This is a genomic window from Streptomyces sp. R-74717, from assembly GCF_047305335.1.
GTDB classification, from domain to species: domain Bacteria; phylum Actinomycetota; class Actinomycetes; order Streptomycetales; family Streptomycetaceae; genus Streptomyces; species Streptomyces atratus.
On record NZ_CP102361.1, the window covers coordinates 4092355 to 4109429 of the forward strand.

The following is a 17075-nucleotide window of genomic DNA, read 5'->3' on the forward strand; positions in this document are numbered from 1 at the left end:
ATTCGCTGTGGCTGCTACGACTTCTTCTTCGGCGGGACGGTCGGCAGCCCGAGGAACGGCAGTTTCAGCGCACCGAATGCCTCCTTCGGCACCGCCGGTGCCTGCGGCTCGACCGCGGCCAGCCGTTCGTACGCCTCGCCCTGCTCCGGACGCGGGTCCGCCTCGCCCTTGTTGGGCCAGAAGGACATCGCGCGCTCGGCCTGTGCGGTGATGGTGAGCGACGGGTTGACGCCGAGGTTCGCGGAGACCGCCGAACCGTCGACCACCGAGATGCCGGGGTGTCCGTAGAGCCGGTGGTACGGATCGATCACCCCGTCCTCGGCGCTCGCACCGATGGGGCAGCCGCCGAGGAAGTGTGCCGTGAGCGGGGTGCCCATCAGCTCGCCGACGTTCGAGCCGGCGAAGCCGTTGATCTCGTCGGCGAGCAGTGAGGCGCTGCGCGTCGCCTCCTCGATCTGCGTCGGGTTGGGAGTGCCGTGCCCCTGCCGGGCGGTGAGCAGGCCCTTCCCCATGCCGCCCGGCTTGCGGTACGTCGTCAGGGAGTTGTCCAGCGACTGCATGACGAGCCCGATGATGGTCCGCTCCGACCAGCGGCGGTTGGAGAGCGACCGCACGGCGAGCGTCGGGTGCTTGGCCACGTTGCCGAGCCAGCCCAGCACCCGGCGACTGCCGTACGGCACCTGGAGGATCGACATCGCGCCCATCGCGTTGGAGCCCTTGCCGTAGCGGACCGGCTCGATGTGGGTGTTCTCGTCGGGGTGGACCGAGGAGGTGATCGCGACGCCCTGGGTGAAGTCGGCCTTCGCGGTGCCGTGCTTCTTGCGGTAGCGCCGGTCGCTGGTCTGCGAGCCGACGAGCGCCTCGGAGTTGGTACGGGTCAGCTCGCCGAGCCGGTCCGAGAGCCGGGGCAGCAGCCCTCGGTCCTTCATGGTGTGCAGCAGGGTCTGCGTTCCGTATGTGCCCGCCGCGACGACCACCTTGCGGGCGCGCAGCAGCTTGGGCTCCGCCTTCCTGCGGCGGTCGGTCGGGACGGTGGTGACGCGGTAGCCGCCCTCCGGGTCGTCCGTGACCGCGACGACGGAGGTCATCGGGTGGATGACGGCTCCGGCCTTCTCGGCGAGGTGGAGGTAGTTCTCGTTGAGGGTGTTCTTCGCGCCGTGGCGGCAGCCCGTCATGCATTCGCCGCACTCGGTGCAGGCCTTGCGGGCGGGACCCGCACCCCCGAAGTACGGGTCGGCGACCGTCTCACCGGGCTTCGCCCTCGCCGTACCGTCGGCGTCCTTGCCGTCACCGAAGAAGACGCCGACCGGGGCGAGATGGAAGGTGTCACCGACGCCCATGGCCTGCGCGGCCGCCTTCAGATGGACGTCGGAGGGGGTCATCGTCGGATTGAGCCGGACCCCGAGCATCCGTTTGGCCTGGTCGTAGTACGGCTTCAGCTCGTCCTGCCAGTCGGTGATGGACGCCCACTGGCGGTCCTCGAAGAACGGCGCCGGGGGTACGTACAGCGTGTTGGCGTAATTGAGCGAGCCACCGCCGACGCCCGCACCGGCCAGCACCATCACATTGCCGAGCAGATGCACGCGCTGGATGCCGTAGAGCCCGAGTGCGGGGGCCCACAAGTAGTTCTTGATGTCCCAGGAGTTCTTGGGGAGGGTGCCGGGGCCGAAGCGGCGGCCCGCCTCCAGGACGCCGACCCGGTACCCCTTCTCGGTCAGCCGGAGGGCCGACACCGCACCGCCGAAGCCCGAGCCGACGACCAGGACGTCGTAGTCGTACGCCGCGTCGTCGTCGGTCTCACCGGCCGGTCCGGCCTGATTCTGGGCAGGGCTGTCCTGGGACATGGCTCTCCTCGGTACGAAAAGGGCAGAACGTGCTGCCGTGTTACGGGGTTCAGCGCAGGCGGAACGCCTTCATCGCCTTCAGGCTGCGGGTCATGAACGCCGCGTACTTCTCGTCGTCCATGCCGAAGGACGGGGCGAGCGGGATCAGCCGCTGCTGGGCGACGGTCTGGGCCTCGGTGTACTTGAGGATGCCCTCGGAGCCGTGCCGCCGGCCGAGACCGGAGTCCTTCATGCCGCCCATCGGGGACTGCACGCTGCCGTACGCGGGGGCGTATCCCTCGTTGATGTTGACCGTGCCGGTCCGCAGCCGGGCGGCGACCTGGTGACCGCGCTTCGAGTCCTTGGTCCAGACGCTCGAATTCAGGCCGTACGGGGTGGCGTTGGCGAGGGCGACGACCTCGTCCTCGTCGGTGAAGCGGTAGATGGAGACGACCGGGCCGAAGGTCTCCTCGTTGCAGACGGCCATCGGCGCCTCGACGCCGTCGAGGATGGTCGGCTCGTAGAAGAGCGGGCCGATGTCGGGACGGGCGACCCCGCCCGCGACGAGCGTGGCACCCTTCTCGACGGCCTCCGCGACATGCCGGGTGACGGTCTCCAGCTGGCGCTCGCCGACCAGGGAGCCCATGTCGGCGCCGTAGGCGAGGGAGTTGCCGAGCCGCATGGCCTTCGTGCGGGCGGCGAACCGCTCCACGAAGTCGTCGGCGACCGACTCGTGGACGTACAGCCGCTCGATCGAGATGCAGAGCTGACCGGCCGAGGAGAAGCAGGCGCGGACGGCGCCCGCGGCGGCCTTCTCCACATCGGCGTCCCTGAGCACCAGCATGGCGTTCTTGCCGCCGAGCTCCAGCGAGACGCCGACCAGACGGGCAGCGGCGCCCTGCGCGACCTCGCGGCCGGTGCGGGTGGAACCGGTGAACGAGACGTAGTCGGCGTGCTTGACGACCTCGGGGCCGACGACCGGTCCGTCGCCGAGGACCACCTGGAACACCTCGGCGGGCAGCCCGGCCTCGATCAGCAGGTCCCGGGCCCACAGCGCGGTCAGCGCGGTCTCCGTGTCGGGCTTCATCACGACGGCGTTGCCGGAGACGAACGCGGGCAGCGCGTCGCCGACGGACAGCTCGAACGGGTAGTTCCACGGCGCGATCTGGCCGATGACACCGCGCGGCTGACGCAGCTCGGTGACCTTGGTGAGGGTCGGTACGACTCCGGTGTGCCGCTTCGGCTTCAGATACGAGCCGGCCCTGCGGCCGTAGTGGCGGGCCGCGACGGCGACGGCCTGCACCTCCTCGTGGGCGTGCAGTCGGGCCTTGCCGGTCTCCAGCTGGATGAGGTCGAGGACCTCCGCCTGCCGCTGGAGCACGAGGTCGTGGAAGCGGAGCAGGACGGCCGCCCTGGCGCCGACGGAGGTCGCGGCCCAGGCCGGCTGGGCGGCACGGGCCCGCTCGAAGGCCGTCGCCACGTCCTCGGGCGTGGACTCGGGCAGATCGGCCAGCTTCTCCCCGGTGAAGGGGGTGTGGTTGGCCGTACGGCCGGAGCCGACCACACCACGGGTCAGCTGGGCGATCACCTCGGGTGTCACCACATCGGCGGCGGTGCGCGCGCCCGCTGGGGCGGGGGCCACGGGGTTGGTGCCGACCGGGGCTGCGGAGGTGGACGTGGAGGCCTGCGAGTCCGTCATGAGGGCGAGAGTACGTCCAGCCGCACGCTTTGGGTACCCGTGAGTAACGAGTTTTCACAGTCCCCACAAACAAGCCAGTGATCACTGGCAACAAAGCCCCTGATCAGGACCCCTGTGGTCGCCGGCGCGGTCCGGCAACCTCAGTCGGAGCTGCCAGGCGCACGCCATCCGCGCAGTATCGTGTCGAACTGTTCCCGGGTCGTGTCCCAGTCCGAAGCCGGACCCGTCATGTACATCGCGTACTCCGGGCCGCCCGTCTCCCCGTAGTACATCTGGTCGATCGCATGGCGCGGGCCCGGATGGTCCTTGGTCTCGGTCCAGGTGAATTCCCAGAGCGAGCCCTCCCGGTCGCGGTACGTATTGGAGTGCAGGGTCTTGCGCTGGTACCCGGGCAGCCGCTTGGCGAGCTGCTTCTCCAGGTTCAGCATGTGCATGTAGGAGTTCTCGAAGTCGGGCGCCGGGTCGATGCTGATCCGGATGTAATGCACACCGTTGTCCGGGGTGTAGTCGATCTGATTGCCGTCCGCCCGGCGCTCCCAGCCGTCGGGCACGGTCAGGCTGAAGCCCTCGGGGTCGTCCACCCGGTGCCAGCCCTTGGGTACGCCGTTCCCCAAGGGATCGGGCTTCGGCGCGGCCGCCGGAGGTGATCCGGGCCTCTTGGGGGTGTCGGTCGTGTGCGTGCCCGTGCGGCTCCGTTCGGCGGTACTGTCCGCACGGTCCCCGTACTTCATCGCGGCGAGCCCCGCGCCGCCGCCGACCAGCGCGGCTGCGGCGATGACCAGCACCGCCGTACGCCACCGGCCCCGGCTGCGCCGGGTCACCGGGGGCGACAACGGGGCGGTGGAAGCGGCCACAGGGTGGGGCAGCTGATCCGTACCCGCCCCCGACATGCCGTCCGGGCCCAGCGAACGCAGAACCTCGCCCGGGACGCGCTGCGTCGGTACGTACGCCTGAGCGGCCCGGGGCTCGCGGCCCTCCATGGCCTCCAGCAGCATCCGCTCCGCCTCCGCCGCCGAAGGCCGGTCCTCCGGGTCCTTGCGGAGCAGCGCGGTGATCACGGGCGCCAGCGGGCCCGCCCGCCCGGACGGCGGCGGTTCCTCGGTGACGACAGCCTGCATGGTCGAGATCGGGGACGTGCGACGGAACGGCGAGCGCCCCTCGACCGCGGTGTAGAGCGTGGCACCGAGGGACCACAGGTCGGAGGCGGGGCCCGGATCGCCGCCGCGTACCCGCTCGGGCGCCAGATAGTCGATGGAGCCGACCAGTTCACCGGTCCTGGTGATGGTCGAGTCGCCCTCTATCGCCGCGATCCCGAAGTCGGTGAGCAGCACCCGCCCGTCACTGGCCAGGAGTACGTTGCCGGGCTTCACGTCCCGGTGCAGGACCCCCGCCCCGTGCGCGGCGCGCAGGGCGCTCAGCACATGGAGGCCGATCCTGGCGGCCTCGCGCGGCTCGATCTCGCCGGACTCCTTGGCCGCGTCGGCGAGTGACGGGCCGTCGACGTACTGCATGACGATCCAGGGCCGGTTGTCGTACTCGATCACGTCATGGACCGTGACCACGCCCGGGTGCGTGATCCGGGCGGCCGCGCGGGCCTCCTTCTGCGTGCGGGCGTGCAGCACGACCCGGTCGGCCTCGGCGACGTACAGTCCGGCGGTCAGCTCCTTGACCGCGACCGTGCGGTGCAGCACCTCGTCGTGGGCGCGCCAGACCTTGCCCATGCCGCCGCGCCCGAGGACTTCGCCGAGCCGGTATCTCCCGGCCAGTACCAGTCCCGCGTCCGTGCCCTGTGATCGATCCACGTATCCCCGCCCCGTTCCTTCGGAGGCCAGATTACGGAGGGGATGTAGGCCACGGAACCTCGCATCCCCCAAGAGACCGCACTGTGATGCTTGTCGCTCCGCCACCCTTCGGTTGACGAACCGGGATGCTTCAGGGCGTCACGCGGTAAGAGGCGATGGCTTGTTCATAGATGTCCGAAACCTTGTCCCGCCGGTCCTCCGGGCCGATGACCTGGAGAATGTGGTAGCGGCCGTCCACAATCATCGCGAGATTACGGGCGTACACCTCGCGGCCGGAGGCGTCCTGCCAGGTGAACTGTCCCTCGGCCATGGCCTGTCGGCCGACATCGATCCGGCGCAGCCCGCTCGACCCCGACCAGCTGGATTCGCGGAACGGCTGCAACTCCAGCTCCTTGTCGGCCTGGTACGCCAGCGGGTCGTTGCCGTTGGCCTTGACGGTGTCGCGTCCGGGGACGATCAGCAGGCTGAAGCCGTCGCTGCCGTACCGGATCTGACGGTCCGCGTTGGCGGGGCTGCGCTGCCAGCCCTTGGGCACGCCGACCTCGAAACCCTCCGGGTCCTTGCGCAGCGCGTAGCCGGGGGCCAGTGCGACGGCGGAGCGGCTGGTCTGCGGCTGCTGCGCGCCGGACGGCTGCGAGGGCGACTGTCCGCCGGACGCACCGGCGCCGGGCTCCGGCGAACCGGACGTCGACGACGCCGGGCCCGAGGAGCGGGTGCCGGAGCCGCTGTCCGCCTCGGGCATGAACATCACGGCGTACGCGATGGCCGCGACCAGGGCCAGCAGGATCAGCACCAGAAGCAGCCGCCCGAGCCGTCGCGGCGCCCGCTCCTCGCCCGGCCGGGGACGGGACGACGGGGTGCGCAGCGCCTTGGGGCCCTTGGGCTCGCGCGGCGCCCTGGGTGCTTTTTCCGCCCGGGGTCTGTCGTGGCGGTCGGACTTCTCCTTCGTGTGGCGGTGGCGGCCGTGGGCCGCGCTCTGCCCCATGCGGCCGCGGCGCCTGCGGACCAGCTCGCCCCGGCGGCGTACGACGGGAAGCCGGGCGCTGTCGACGGACGGCAGCGGCACGACGTCCAGACCGGCCTCGGGCTCGGGCGCCGACCGTACGAGGGAGCGCAGCCAGCCTCGCAGCTCCTCGAAGTCCGGCCGCTCGGTGGGGTCCTGGCGCAGCAGCGACTCGACGACGGGGCGCAGCGGACCGCACTCCTCGGCGAAGGCGGGCGGCTCCCCGCACACCATCTGGACGAGCTCGGCCGCGTCCTCCTCGGGGTACGGGGCGTGGCCCTGGACGGCGCGGTAGAGCAGCGCGCCCAGCGCCCAGAGGTCGGTGGCGGGGCCGATCGGCGGCGCCAGCTGCCAGTTCTCGTGGACGGGCCCGGCCTGCTCGGGCGCCCAGCGCTCGGTGACCGCGCCGACGACGGCGATCCGGGCCTGCCGTGCGCGCTCGGCGGCGAGGGTGGTGGCGGGGCCGCGGTAGGCGGGGCCCGTACGGCCGCTCGCGACGATCTCGTCCCAGCGGCCCGGCTGTTGCTGCGGCTCGGGCCGGTGCACGGGCAGCGCCGGGGAGTTGCCGTGGCGGCGGGCATCGGCGCGCAGGGCATCCTCGCCCGAGCCTCCGGCGGGGACGGGGCGCCCGGATCCCGGGCCGTCGCTCCAGGTGCCGGTGAGATGCAGCCGTCGGCCGGGCGGCGACTGGCCGTCGTCTCCGTAGCCGTCGTCGTCCTCGTCGTCGTACGGGTCGTCTTCGTACGGATCCTCGGCGGGCCGGCTCCAGAGGCCGGTCGGCTGCGGGTGGCCGTGGTCCGGGCCGGGCGGCCCTGCGCCTTCCGACCGCCCGGGGCGCTGGACCGGGAGGCTGCCGGTGTCCTCCGCCTCGCCCGCCCCGGCCCGGCGCCGGTCCTCGCCGACGCGGTCGGCGGCGCGGGCGCCCGCACGGTAGGCGGCAATGGCTCCGGCTCGCTCGGCCCGCGACTGCGCGGCGCCGGCCGCTGCGGGGGCGGGCGCGGGGAGGGCGGGATTCACCGGCCGCCGTACGGCCTCCAGCTCGCCCGGCACACCGTCATGGGGGTCATCGGCGTACCGGTCGTCGGGGTGCGGATCGTCGGCGTACGGATCATCACCGCCGTACGGATCAACGGCCACCCGGCCCGTCTCGATCGCCGCCGGACCGCGCGCAGCCGGCACCTCGGCCGGAGCGGCGGGCGGGGCCGGCGCGGGCGGCGGTGCGTACGGCCCGGCCGGGCCCGTCCCGTACGCCGGGCGGCCGCCGTGTCCGTCGTCGTACCCGCCGTCGTCCTCGTCGTCGGGCTGAGGCGTCGGTACGTACCCGCAGAGCGCCTCCTCCGCCGCTCCGGCCGCCAGACCGGTCAGCACGACGCGGCCGTCGTCGCAGACCAGCACCGTGCGGACGGTGATGTTGCGGTGGGTCCAGCCATGGGCGTGCAGCACCCGCAGCGCCGTCAGCACGTCGGAGCCGATCTCGGCGGCCCGGAAGGGATTGAGCGGGCGCTCCGCCAGCAGGGCCGCGAGCGGGCGGGCCATGACGAATTCACTCACGATCCAGAGCGAGCCGGCCTCGGCGAACACATCGAAGACCTGGTCGAGCCTGGGATGGTCGGGAACCTGCGCCGCCGCCTGCGCCGCCTCGATGGCGCGCCGGACCGCCGGGTCCGTGGACCGTCGCACGGCACGCCCGGTGACCCGTCCGGCCGCCGGGGCCGGACCGTCGGCATCGAGCACCTCGGCGTCCACCACCTCGGGCAACGGCACCTGCCGGACCAGGACTTCCTGCCCGCTGTAGGTGTCGAACGCCCGGGTCACGACCAGTTCGTACTCATCGGACGGGGGCAGCGGAAGGCGATAGCGGTCGGCAAGTACCCGACCCGCATAGTCATCCACGACGCCTCCCCAGAGCGCGCTGTTCCCCCCGGCCACGAAGACCGCACGAATCCATCAATTGCGGTCACTCAGCGTGCAATTGACCCACCGTTCTGGCTGCGTACGCTCTTCAGGCTCTCACGATACGTGGCAAGTGACGGCCGTGCGCCGGGGTCGGCGCATCCCGGCCCTTTTCGCCCCATGGATCAGTCGGTGGGCTCGAACGTGTCGAACGCGGTCTTGCGCAGCGTCCGGCACTCCTTGCTGTCCCACTCGCTCGCCTTGCAGCTGATCATGATCGAGTAGCCGTGCGTGGCGTCGGCCCTGAAACCACGGTTCAGCACCCGGATCCGCTGGCCCTGCTGCGTACGCTCGAACTCCCAGTCGGCGACGGTCGGGTAGCCGTTGAACTCGACCTTTCTTATGCCGAGGTGCCGGTAGCCGTCGCTGCTGGCCTCGACTGCGCTCCTCGCGGCGTTCCAGGCGGCGGCGGCGTCTTCCCCGGGTGAGCTGTTGTAGTCGACCTGGACGCGCGGGAAACCACCGTCGACGTTGTAGATCTGGCCCGAGTTACTGCCCGCGATCTTGTATCGCGTGAAGTTCTTGGGCATCGCCATCGCGAAATGGAACTGCTGGTTCTTGACGGTTCCGTATCCCGCGGGCAGCGCGTCAGCGGCGTCCGGGGCGTCACCCTTCGAACCGTCCGACCCCTTGTCCGAGTTGTCGTCCTTGCCCTTGCCCTGGTCCTGATTGCCGCCCTGGTCCTGGGCCTTGTCGCCGCCACTGCCGCTGTCGGTGTCCGCGGAGCCGCCGGTCGTCGAGGCCCCGGCCGAGGTGGACTTGCCGTCCTTGCCCTTGCCGCCGCTCGTATCGCCCTTGCCGTCTCCGTCGAGCGTGAGGGCGAGGACCGTGCCGATCACGGCGAGCACGATCACGGCCGCGATGATCGCCAGGGTGCGGCGTGGCACCACGTCCGTGATGGACGCACGGGGCGAGGTGGTCGGCGACGTGGCGGGACGCGGCGACGGTACGGCGGCGGAGGCCGCGGCCGGTTTCACCGGAGTCGAAGGCCGGGCAGGCTTCGAGGAACCAGTCGAGGGAGCGGTCGACGAAGGGGGCGCGGGAGGGGGCGGCGCGGTGGTCGAGGCTGCGGCCGCACCCCCCGCTGCGGCGGGTGCCGCCTTCGAGTTCCGTACGGAGCGCAGTGCACCCCGCAGCCGGTCCCGGGCGCCCTCGCCCGACTCTCCGGACTTCGACGCCGCCTTCGTGCCCGGTTCGGCGGCCTGGCCGGGCAGCGCCATGACCTGGGTGGCGTCGGCGGGCGGGGGCACCACCTTGTCCGGCTTCTCGGGAGCGTGGATCACGTCGTTGAGCAGGGCGCGCGCACCGGCGTCGTCGAGCCGCTGGTCGGGGTCCCTGGCGAGCAGGCCGTAGATGACCTCCTCCAGCGGACCGGCGTTCTTCGGCGGGTCGAGCGGCTCGGTCATCACCGCGGTCAGGGTGGCGATGGCCGACCCCTTGTCGTACGGCGGGGAGCCCTCGACGCTGGCGTACAGCAGACCGCCGAGCGACCACAGGTCGGCGGGCGGTCCCGGCTTGTGCCCGCGGGCGCGCTCCGGGGAGATGTACGACGGGGCGCCGACGAGCATGCCCGTCGAGGTGACCGACGGGTCGCCCTCGACCTGCGCAATGCCGAAGTCGGTCAGCACGACCCGGCCGTCCTCGGCGATCAGTACGTTGGACGGCTTCACATCGCGGTGCAGGATGCCCTCGCGGTGCGCCGATCGCAGCACGTCGAGGATGGCGAGGCCGACTTCGGCGGCGCGCTTCGGCGTCAGCACCCCGTCCTCGCGGATGGCCTCGGCGAGGGACTTGCCCTCGATGAGTTCCATCACGATCCACGGCCGGTCGTCCTCGTCGACCACGTCGTAGACCGTCACCGCGCCGTTGTTGCGGATCCTGGCGATCGCCTTCGCCTCACGCAGCGTCCGCGTGATGAGCCGGCGCTTCTCGTCCTCGTCGATGGCCGAAGGGAACCGCAGTTCCTTGACCGCGACCGTGCGGCCCAGCGTCTCGTCGACGGCACGCCAGACCGTGCCCATACCGCCCCGGCCGAGCACCTCCCCGAGCCGGTACCGCCCCGCAAGAAGACGTCCGTCCTTGTCCCGTTGGGGCTCCCGTGCCTGCTCCGCCTCCGACATGCGTCCCCTCTGCGATCAACCCGCCCTGGCAGAGCGTTCATTGTCCCTCACCCCGGGACCGGTCTTGGTGCCGGGTCCACGGGCCCGTCATGATGTGGCCCGAGGAAGGGATTCCCTGCCATGCCGACACTCAGGGCGCTGCTCGTCGCCCCGTTGCTGCTGGCGCTGCTCGGCCTGGGAACAGCGACCCTGCCCAGCGAACCACACCTCACGCCCGCAGCGGCCTATCTTCCCCGGCTCGTCGCCCAGGGCGGTGCTCCCACGGCGGCACTGCTGGCCCATAGCGCCTCTTCCGCACCGTACGACACCTACCGCTCGACGGGCCCGGGTATCCGCAGGACGGACCGGTTCCGGGCCGGCAGCGTCACCAAGACCTTCGTCGCGACGGTCGTACTCCAACTCACCCGGGAGAGAAGGCTGCAGCTTTCGGACCCCGTCGACCGGCTGCTGCCGGGGCTGATCCAGGGCAACGGCAACGACGGCCGCCGCATCACCCTGCGTGCCCTGCTCAACCACACCAGTGGCCTCTACAACTACACCGCCGACACCTCCGCCCACCCCGTCTCCGCCACCGCCGCGGTCCGTGTCGCCCTGGCCCACCGTCCGACGAACGCCCCCGGCGGCTACGCCTACTCCAACACCAATTACGTCGTCCTCGGACTCGTCGTTCAGCGCGTCACCGGACACGACTACGCCACCGAGATCCGCCACCGCATCATCACCCCCCTGCGTCTCACCGGTACCTCCCTGCCAGGCGCCTGTACCGCCCTGCCCGCCCCGCACGGCCGCGGCTATGCCCGCGACCCGGCCGACGGCAGCCTGCGCGATGTCACCGCGCTCGACCCGCGCACGGCAGGTGCGGCCGGGGAGCTGATCTCCACACTCACCGATCTGAACCGCTTCTACGCGGCCCTGCTGGGCGGGCGCCTCCTCCCGCCCGCCCAGCTTGCGACCCTGCTGAACACCGGTGCCACGCGCGGCGTCTACGGCCTGGGCATCTATCCGCAGAAACTCTCCTGCGGCACCACCGTCTGGGGCCACAACGGCCATATAGCGGGCAGTTACGTCCGGACCGCCGCCACGCGCGACGGCCGGCACACCCTGACGTACCGCATCGACACGGACACCCTGACCGCTGCGACGACACTCGAACCGGCTCTCCTCGACGCGGAATTCTGCGGCCGCGCACCCCGCCCCTGACGTGGCCCAGGAGGGTGCTGAAGATCTTGGCCGGATCAGGGAGCGGCGTTCGGTGCGTGCAGCTGCAAGGCGCCGGAGCGTCCTCAGGTGGGGTCTCCCCTGCTCGAACGAAGTTGAGAGCTTGGGGAAGGAGCTATTAGGGCGTTTCGGCAACGCCGCAGATGTGCGTGCCGGGCGTCGCGAGCCCGGCCAAGATCTTCAGCACCCTCCTAGAGCGGCACGATGTCCGGCGCCCCGAGCCGCGCGGCGTCCGCCGTGAGGTCGTCCGGCTGCCGCTGCGACTCCCGCTCCGCCTGCACCCGCTTCTCGTAGTGCTCGACCTCCCGGTCGATCTGCCCCTCGTCCCAGCCCAGCACCGGCGCCATCAGCTCCGCACACATCCGGGCGCTGAGCGTGCCCCGGTCGAAGGTCTCGATGGAGATCCGGGTCCGGCGGGTCAGTACGTCGTCGAGGTGGCGGGCCCCCTCGTGCGAGGCGGCGTAGACGATCTCGGCCTTCAGATAGTCGTCCGCCGACGGCAGCGGCTCACCCAGCGCCGGATCGTCGACGATCAGATCGAGGAGCTCCTCGGTCATGGAGCCGTAGCGGTTGAGCAGATGCTCCACCCGGGCGACATGGAGCCCCGTACGGGCCGCGATTCTCGCCCGGGCGTTCCACAGCGCGCGGTATCCCTCCGCCCCCAGGAGCGGAACGTCCTCGGTGACGCACTCCGCCACCCGTTGGTCGAGGCCGTGCACCGCCTCGTCCACGGCATCCTTCGCCATCACCCTGTACGTCGTGTACTTGCCGCCCGCCACGACCACGAGGCCCGGCAGCGGGTGCGCCACCGTGTGCTCACGCGAGAGTTTGCTGGTCGCATCCGACTCGCCGGCCAGCAGCGGCCGCAGCCCCGCGTAGACACCCTGGACATCGTCCCTGGTCAGGGGTGTGGCCAGGACCGAGTTGACGTGTTCGAGCAGATAGTCGATATCGGCGCTGGACGCCGCCGGGTGCGCCTTGTCCAGGTCCCAGTCCGTGTCCGTCGTCCCGACTATCCAGTGCCGTCCCCACGGGATGACGAAGAGGACGGACTTCTCGGTCCGCAGGATCAGGCCGGTCGAGGAGTGGATGCGGTCCTTCGGGACGACCAGGTGGATGCCCTTGGACGCCCGGACGTGGAACAGCCCGCGCTCCCCGATCAGCGCCTGGGTGTCATCCGTCCAGACCCCGGTCGCGTTGACCACCTGTTTGGCCCTGACCTCGTACTCCCCGCCCGCCTCGACGTCCTCCACGCGGGCGCCGACGACCCGCTCGCCCTCCCGGAGGAAGCCGATCACCCGTGCCCGGTTCGCCACATGGGCTCCGTATCCGGCGGCGGTGCGCACCAGGGTCGCCACATAGCGGGCGTCGTCCATCTGCGCGTCGTAGTACTGCAACGCCCCGACCAGGGCGTTCTTCCTCAGCGCCGGGGCGGCCTGCAGGGCGCGGCGGCGGGAGAGATGCCGGTGGACGGGCAGGCCGCGGCCGTGCCCCGACGACACCGACATCGCGTCGTAGAGCGCCACGCCGGAACCGGCGTACAGCCGCTCCCAGCCCTTGTGCTGCAGCGGATAGAGGAACGGCACGGGCTTCACCAGATGCGGGGCCAGCCGCCCCAGGAGCAGCCCGCGCTCCTTCAGCGCCTCCCGGACGAGCGCGAAGTCGAGCATCTCCAGATACCGCAGCCCGCCGTGGATCAGCTTGCTCGACCTGCTCGATGTGCCCGAGGCCCAGTCGCGCGCCTCGACGAGGCCGGTCGAGAGTCCCCTTGTCGCCGCGTCCAGCGCCGTACCGGCGCCGACCACGCCCGCCCCCACGACCAGCACGTCCAGTTCGCGCTCGGCCATCGCGGCAAGCGCCTCGGCACGCTCCGCAGGTCCCAGTGTCGCTGTCCTCACCGCTGCCTCCCGGGTAGATCGGGGTGGTCCGGCACGCGGCGCGACCCGACCGACCGGTCGGGCGACCCGTGCCCACCTCTCGATTCTGTCCGCCGTACACGACTTCGGCCACCGCCTGTGGACAACACCAGGACGGCCGCGGCCCCACAATGCGACATATAGGTCATATTTACGCCTAGTCTGACATTGCGCTGTCCCCAGCGGTTGCGCTTTCCGCTCTCATGGTCTTGGACCGACCGGCAAACGGAGGGTGGCGCCCTCCATCTGCCGGTCGGTCCAAGGGAAGGACGGCCCAGCCACATGCCCGCAGACCTCGCAGTCATCGGACTCGGCCACCTCGGCCTGCCCCTCGCCCAAGCCGCCACCGCCGCCGGCGTCCAGACCGTCGGCTACGACACCGACCCACGCGCCTACGCGGAACTCGCCGCGGGCCACACCCTCGTCGAGGGATCGCTCACCGCCTCGGACGTGCGCCGGATGCTCTCGGGGGGTTTCCGGCCCACCACCGACCCGGCCGAACTGGGCCGGGTCCGTACCGCGGTGATCTGCGCGCCCACCCCGCTCGGCGCCGACCGCACCCTCGACCTCACCGCCGTCGGCGACGCGGCCCGCGCGCTCGCCGCCCGGCTGCGCCCGCACACCACCGTCCTGCTGGAATCGGCCGTGCAGCCCGGCACCACCGAGAGCTATGTACTGCCCCTCCTCGAAGAGGGCTCGGGGCTGCGCGCCGGACGCGACTTCCACCTCGCCTACTCCCCCAACCGCCTCGACCCCGGCAACAGGACCCACGTCTACGCCAACACCCCCAAGGTCATCGGCGGCCTCACCCCCGCCTGCACCGAATCCGCCGCCGCCTTCTACGGCCGGCTCACCGACAAGGTCGTCCGGGCCCGCGGGCCGCGCGAGGCCGAGATGACGAAGGTCCTGGAGACCAACTTCCGGCACGTCAACATCGCTCTGGTCAACGAGATGGCGGTGCTCTGCCACGATCTCGGCGTCGACCTCTGGGACGTCATCAGATGCGCCGAGACCAAGCCCTTCGGCTTCCAGCCGTTCCGTCCGGGCCCCGGCGTCGGCGGCCACGGCGCCCCCGTCGACCCGGGCTACCTCCCGTACAACAGCCGCACCCCGGGCCACCCCTTGCGCATGGTCTCGCTCGCCCAGGAGATCAACGACCGGATGCCGCAGTACGTGATCCAGCGCTGCGCCACCCTCCTGAACGAGCACGGCAAGTCCGTGCGCGGCGCCCGGGTGCTGCTCCTCGGCGTCACCTACAAGCCGGACCTCGCCGACCAGGAGGCCTCCCCCGCCCGGGAGATCGCGACCCGGCTGATGGACATGGGCGCCCAGATCGGCTACCACGACCCGCATGTCCTGGACTGGCGGGTGCGTGAACTCCCGGTCCCGCGCGCCGACTCGCTGTACGAGGCGGCATCGAGCGCCGACCTCACGGTGCTGCTCCAGCACCACCGTACGTACGACCTCCAGGGCCTCGCCGTGAAGGCCCAGCTCCTCCTGGACACCCGGGGCGCGACCCCGGCGGGGGCCGCACACCGGTTGTGAGAAAGGGGTTCCCAAGGTCGGTGAAGATCTCCCCAAGGATTTCGGTGGGCGATGTCGTAGACGGCTGCTAGCCTGCGGCGTCACTTCTCGCACAGTCGTGCGCTTTCGTCCCAGGGGGGATTCCACCATGAGCCAGTCCATGCCGCCGGCGAACCAGCCGAACGACGCCCAGCCCGCCGGCGGCAACCCGTACGCGGGCCAGCAGCCCGGCCAGCCCGCCGGCGGCAACCCGTTCGCGGGCCAGCAGCCCGGCGCGTACGGCCAGCCCGGTCAGCCCGGCGTTCCGTTCGGTGGCGCACCGTTCGCCCCGCCGGCCCCCGCCCGCGACAACCTGGGCCTGGGGCTGCTGACGGCAGTGGTCACGGCACTCGTCGCGGCCTTCCTGTACGGCGTCATCGCCGGCGCGATCGAGCGCGAGGTCGGCTTCATCGCGGTCGGCGTCGGTTTCCTCGTCGGCTTCGCTGCGAGCAAGGTCGGCGGACAGAACCCGGTGCTCCCCGTCGTCAGCGCCGTTCTGTCGGTGGGCGCCGTCTACCTCGGCCAGCTCGTGGGCATCTCGATCATCTTCTCCGACCTGGCCCACCAGTCCGCCTCCAGCTTCTTCATCGGCCACTTCGACGTGCTGACGAAGGCGTGGAGCAAGGCAGCGGACTTCAAGACCTACCTCTTCCTGCTGCTCGGCGCCGTAGCCGCGTTCGGTGGCGCCAAGAAGGCCGCGTAACGCCTGCCCGGACAGGGGAGGAGGCCCGGACCGCGCCTGCGGTCCGGGCCTCCCTCCGTGCTGCCGAGAGCGATCAGCGGCGGTGCTGCGAGTCCGCCACCGTCACCTCGACGCGCTGGAACTCCTTGAGGTCGCTGTACCCCGTCGTCGCCATCGCCCGGCGCAGCGCACCGAAGATGTTCATCGAACCGTCGGGGGTGTGCGAAGGACCGGTGAGGACCTCCTCGGTCGTGCCGACGGAGCCCAGGTCCACCAGCTTGCCGCGCGGCACGTCCTCGTGGACGGCCTCCATGCCCCAGTGGCGGCCGCGGCCCGGCGCGTCCGTCGCACGGGCCAGCGGGGAACCCATCATCACGGCGTCCGCACCGCAGGCGATGGCCTTCGGCAGGTCGCCGGACCAGCCGACGCCGCCGTCCGCGATCACGTGCACGTACCGGCCACCGGACTCGTCCATGTAGTCGCGCCGGGCACCGGCCACATCGGCGACCGCGGTCGCCATCGGGACCTGGATACCGAAGACGTTGCGCGTGGTGTGCGCGGCGCCGCCGCCGAAGCCGACGAGGACACCGGCCGCACCGGTACGCATCAGGTGCAGGGCGGCGGTGTACGTGGCGCAGCCGCCGACGATCACCGGGACGTCCAGCTCGTAGATGAACTGCTTGAGGTTGAGCGGCTCGGCCGCACCCGAGACGTGCTCGGCGGAGACCGTCGTACCGCGGATGACGAAGATGTCCACACCCGCGTCGACGACGGCCTTGGAGAACTGCGCGGTGCGCTGCGGGGAGAGCGCGGCGGCGGTGACGACACCGGAGTCGCGCACCTCCTTGATGCGCTGCCCGATCAGCTCCTCCTGGATCGGAGCGGAGTAGATCTCCTGGAGGCGGCGGGTAGCCGACTCCACGGGCATCTCGGCGATCTCGTCGAGCAGCGGCTGCGGGTCGGCGTGCCGGGTCCACAGGCCCTCGAGGTTGAGGACACCGAGGCCGCCCAGCTCACCGATGCGGATCGCGGTCTGCGGGGAGACCACGGAGTCCATGGGAGCCGCCAGGAACGGCAGCTCGAAACGGTAGGCGTCGATCTGCCAGGCGATCGAGACCTCCTTCGGGTCGCGGGTACGACGGCTCGGAACGACGGCGATGTCGTCGAATGCGTACGCCCGGCGGCCGCGCTTGCCGCGCCCGATCTCGATCTCAGTCACGATGGTGTGGCCTTTCCCTCTACGTCTGCGTTGTCCAGTATCCCCGACACACGGCTGAGGGGCGGTCCCGGGAACCC

General features: G+C 71.3%; 10 protein-coding genes. 3 read left to right on the plus strand and 7 right to left on the minus strand.

Annotated features, from left to right (window positions below):
• Positions 1-14: 14 nt before the first annotated feature.
• The 5 genes from NRF20_RS18400 to NRF20_RS18420 form a co-directional block, all read right to left on the minus strand.
• Complete coding sequence (locus NRF20_RS18400; RefSeq protein WP_398631298.1) at positions 15-1844, minus strand: GMC oxidoreductase; 1830 nt, start codon at positions 1842-1844, stop codon at positions 15-17.
• 49 nt (positions 1845-1893) lie between these two features.
• Positions 1894-3522: a succinic semialdehyde dehydrogenase gene (locus NRF20_RS18405; protein WP_398631299.1), complete on the minus strand. Its 1629-nt coding sequence runs from the start codon at positions 3520-3522 to the stop codon at positions 1894-1896.
• 140 nt (positions 3523-3662) lie between these two features.
• Entirely contained in the window at positions 3663-5324 is a 1662-nt protein-coding gene (locus tag NRF20_RS18410; protein WP_413752922.1) for a serine/threonine-protein kinase, read from the minus strand.
• Positions 5325-5454: 130 nt separating this feature from the next.
• Entirely contained in the window at positions 5455-8220 is a 2766-nt protein-coding gene (locus NRF20_RS18415) for a protein kinase (protein ID WP_413752924.1), read from the minus strand.
• Positions 8221-8405: 185 nt separating this feature from the next.
• Positions 8406-10400 (minus strand): protein kinase domain-containing protein, encoded by a 1995-nt coding sequence (locus NRF20_RS18420; protein ID WP_413752925.1) that lies wholly within the window; start codon positions 10398-10400, stop codon positions 8406-8408.
• A gap of 120 nt (positions 10401-10520) precedes the next feature.
• Here NRF20_RS18420 and NRF20_RS18425 point away from each other — a divergent pair, with 120 nt between their 5' ends.
• On the plus strand, positions 10521-11600 hold the full coding sequence (locus tag NRF20_RS18425) for a serine hydrolase domain-containing protein (RefSeq protein ID WP_398631303.1): 1080 nt from the start codon (positions 10521-10523) through the stop codon (positions 11598-11600).
• A gap of 209 nt (positions 11601-11809) precedes the next feature.
• Here NRF20_RS18425 and NRF20_RS18430 read toward each other — a convergent pair whose 3' ends face one another.
• Positions 11810-13516: a glycerol-3-phosphate dehydrogenase/oxidase gene (locus tag NRF20_RS18430; protein WP_413752926.1), complete on the minus strand. Its 1707-nt coding sequence runs from the start codon at positions 13514-13516 to the stop codon at positions 11810-11812.
• 300 nt (positions 13517-13816) lie between these two features.
• On the opposite strand from NRF20_RS18430, the gene NRF20_RS18435 reads away from it, so the two are divergent.
• Positions 13817-15079, plus strand: a complete 1263-nt coding sequence (locus NRF20_RS18435) for a nucleotide sugar dehydrogenase (RefSeq protein WP_398631304.1) — start codon at positions 13817-13819, stop codon at positions 15077-15079.
• Positions 15080-15206: 127 nt separating this feature from the next.
• Positions 15207-15800 carry a hypothetical protein gene (locus tag NRF20_RS18440; protein ID WP_398631305.1) on the plus strand — a complete coding sequence of 198 codons (594 nt, stop codon included), beginning with the start codon at positions 15207-15209 and terminating at the stop codon, positions 15798-15800.
• 73 nt (positions 15801-15873) lie between these two features.
• On the opposite strand, the gene NRF20_RS18445 is transcribed toward NRF20_RS18440, so the two are convergent.
• Complete coding sequence (locus NRF20_RS18445; protein ID WP_072486665.1) at positions 15874-16998, minus strand: GuaB3 family IMP dehydrogenase-related protein; 1125 nt, start codon at positions 16996-16998, stop codon at positions 15874-15876.
• Positions 16999-17075: the final 77 nt, after the last annotated feature.

What these genes read in the sequence shown, in the direction of transcription:
- NRF20_RS18425 (WP_398631303.1), top strand. Translation starts at nt 10,521, where the DNA reads ATGCCGACACTCAGGGCGCTGCTCGTCGCCCCGTTGCTGCTGGCGCTG.
- NRF20_RS18405 (WP_398631299.1), bottom strand. Translation starts at nt 3,522, where the DNA reads ATGACGGACTCGCAGGCCTCCACGTCCACCTCCGCAGCCCCGGTCGGC.
- NRF20_RS18420 (WP_413752925.1), bottom strand. Translation starts at nt 10,400, where the DNA reads ATGTCGGAGGCGGAGCAGGCACGGGAGCCCCAACGGGACAAGGACGGA.
- NRF20_RS18440 (WP_398631305.1), top strand. Translation starts at nt 15,207, where the DNA reads ATGAGCCAGTCCATGCCGCCGGCGAACCAGCCGAACGACGCCCAGCCC.
- NRF20_RS18435 (WP_398631304.1), top strand. Translation starts at nt 13,817, where the DNA reads ATGCCCGCAGACCTCGCAGTCATCGGACTCGGCCACCTCGGCCTGCCC.
- NRF20_RS18400 (WP_398631298.1), bottom strand. Translation starts at nt 1,844, where the DNA reads ATGTCCCAGGACAGCCCTGCCCAGAATCAGGCCGGACCGGCCGGTGAG.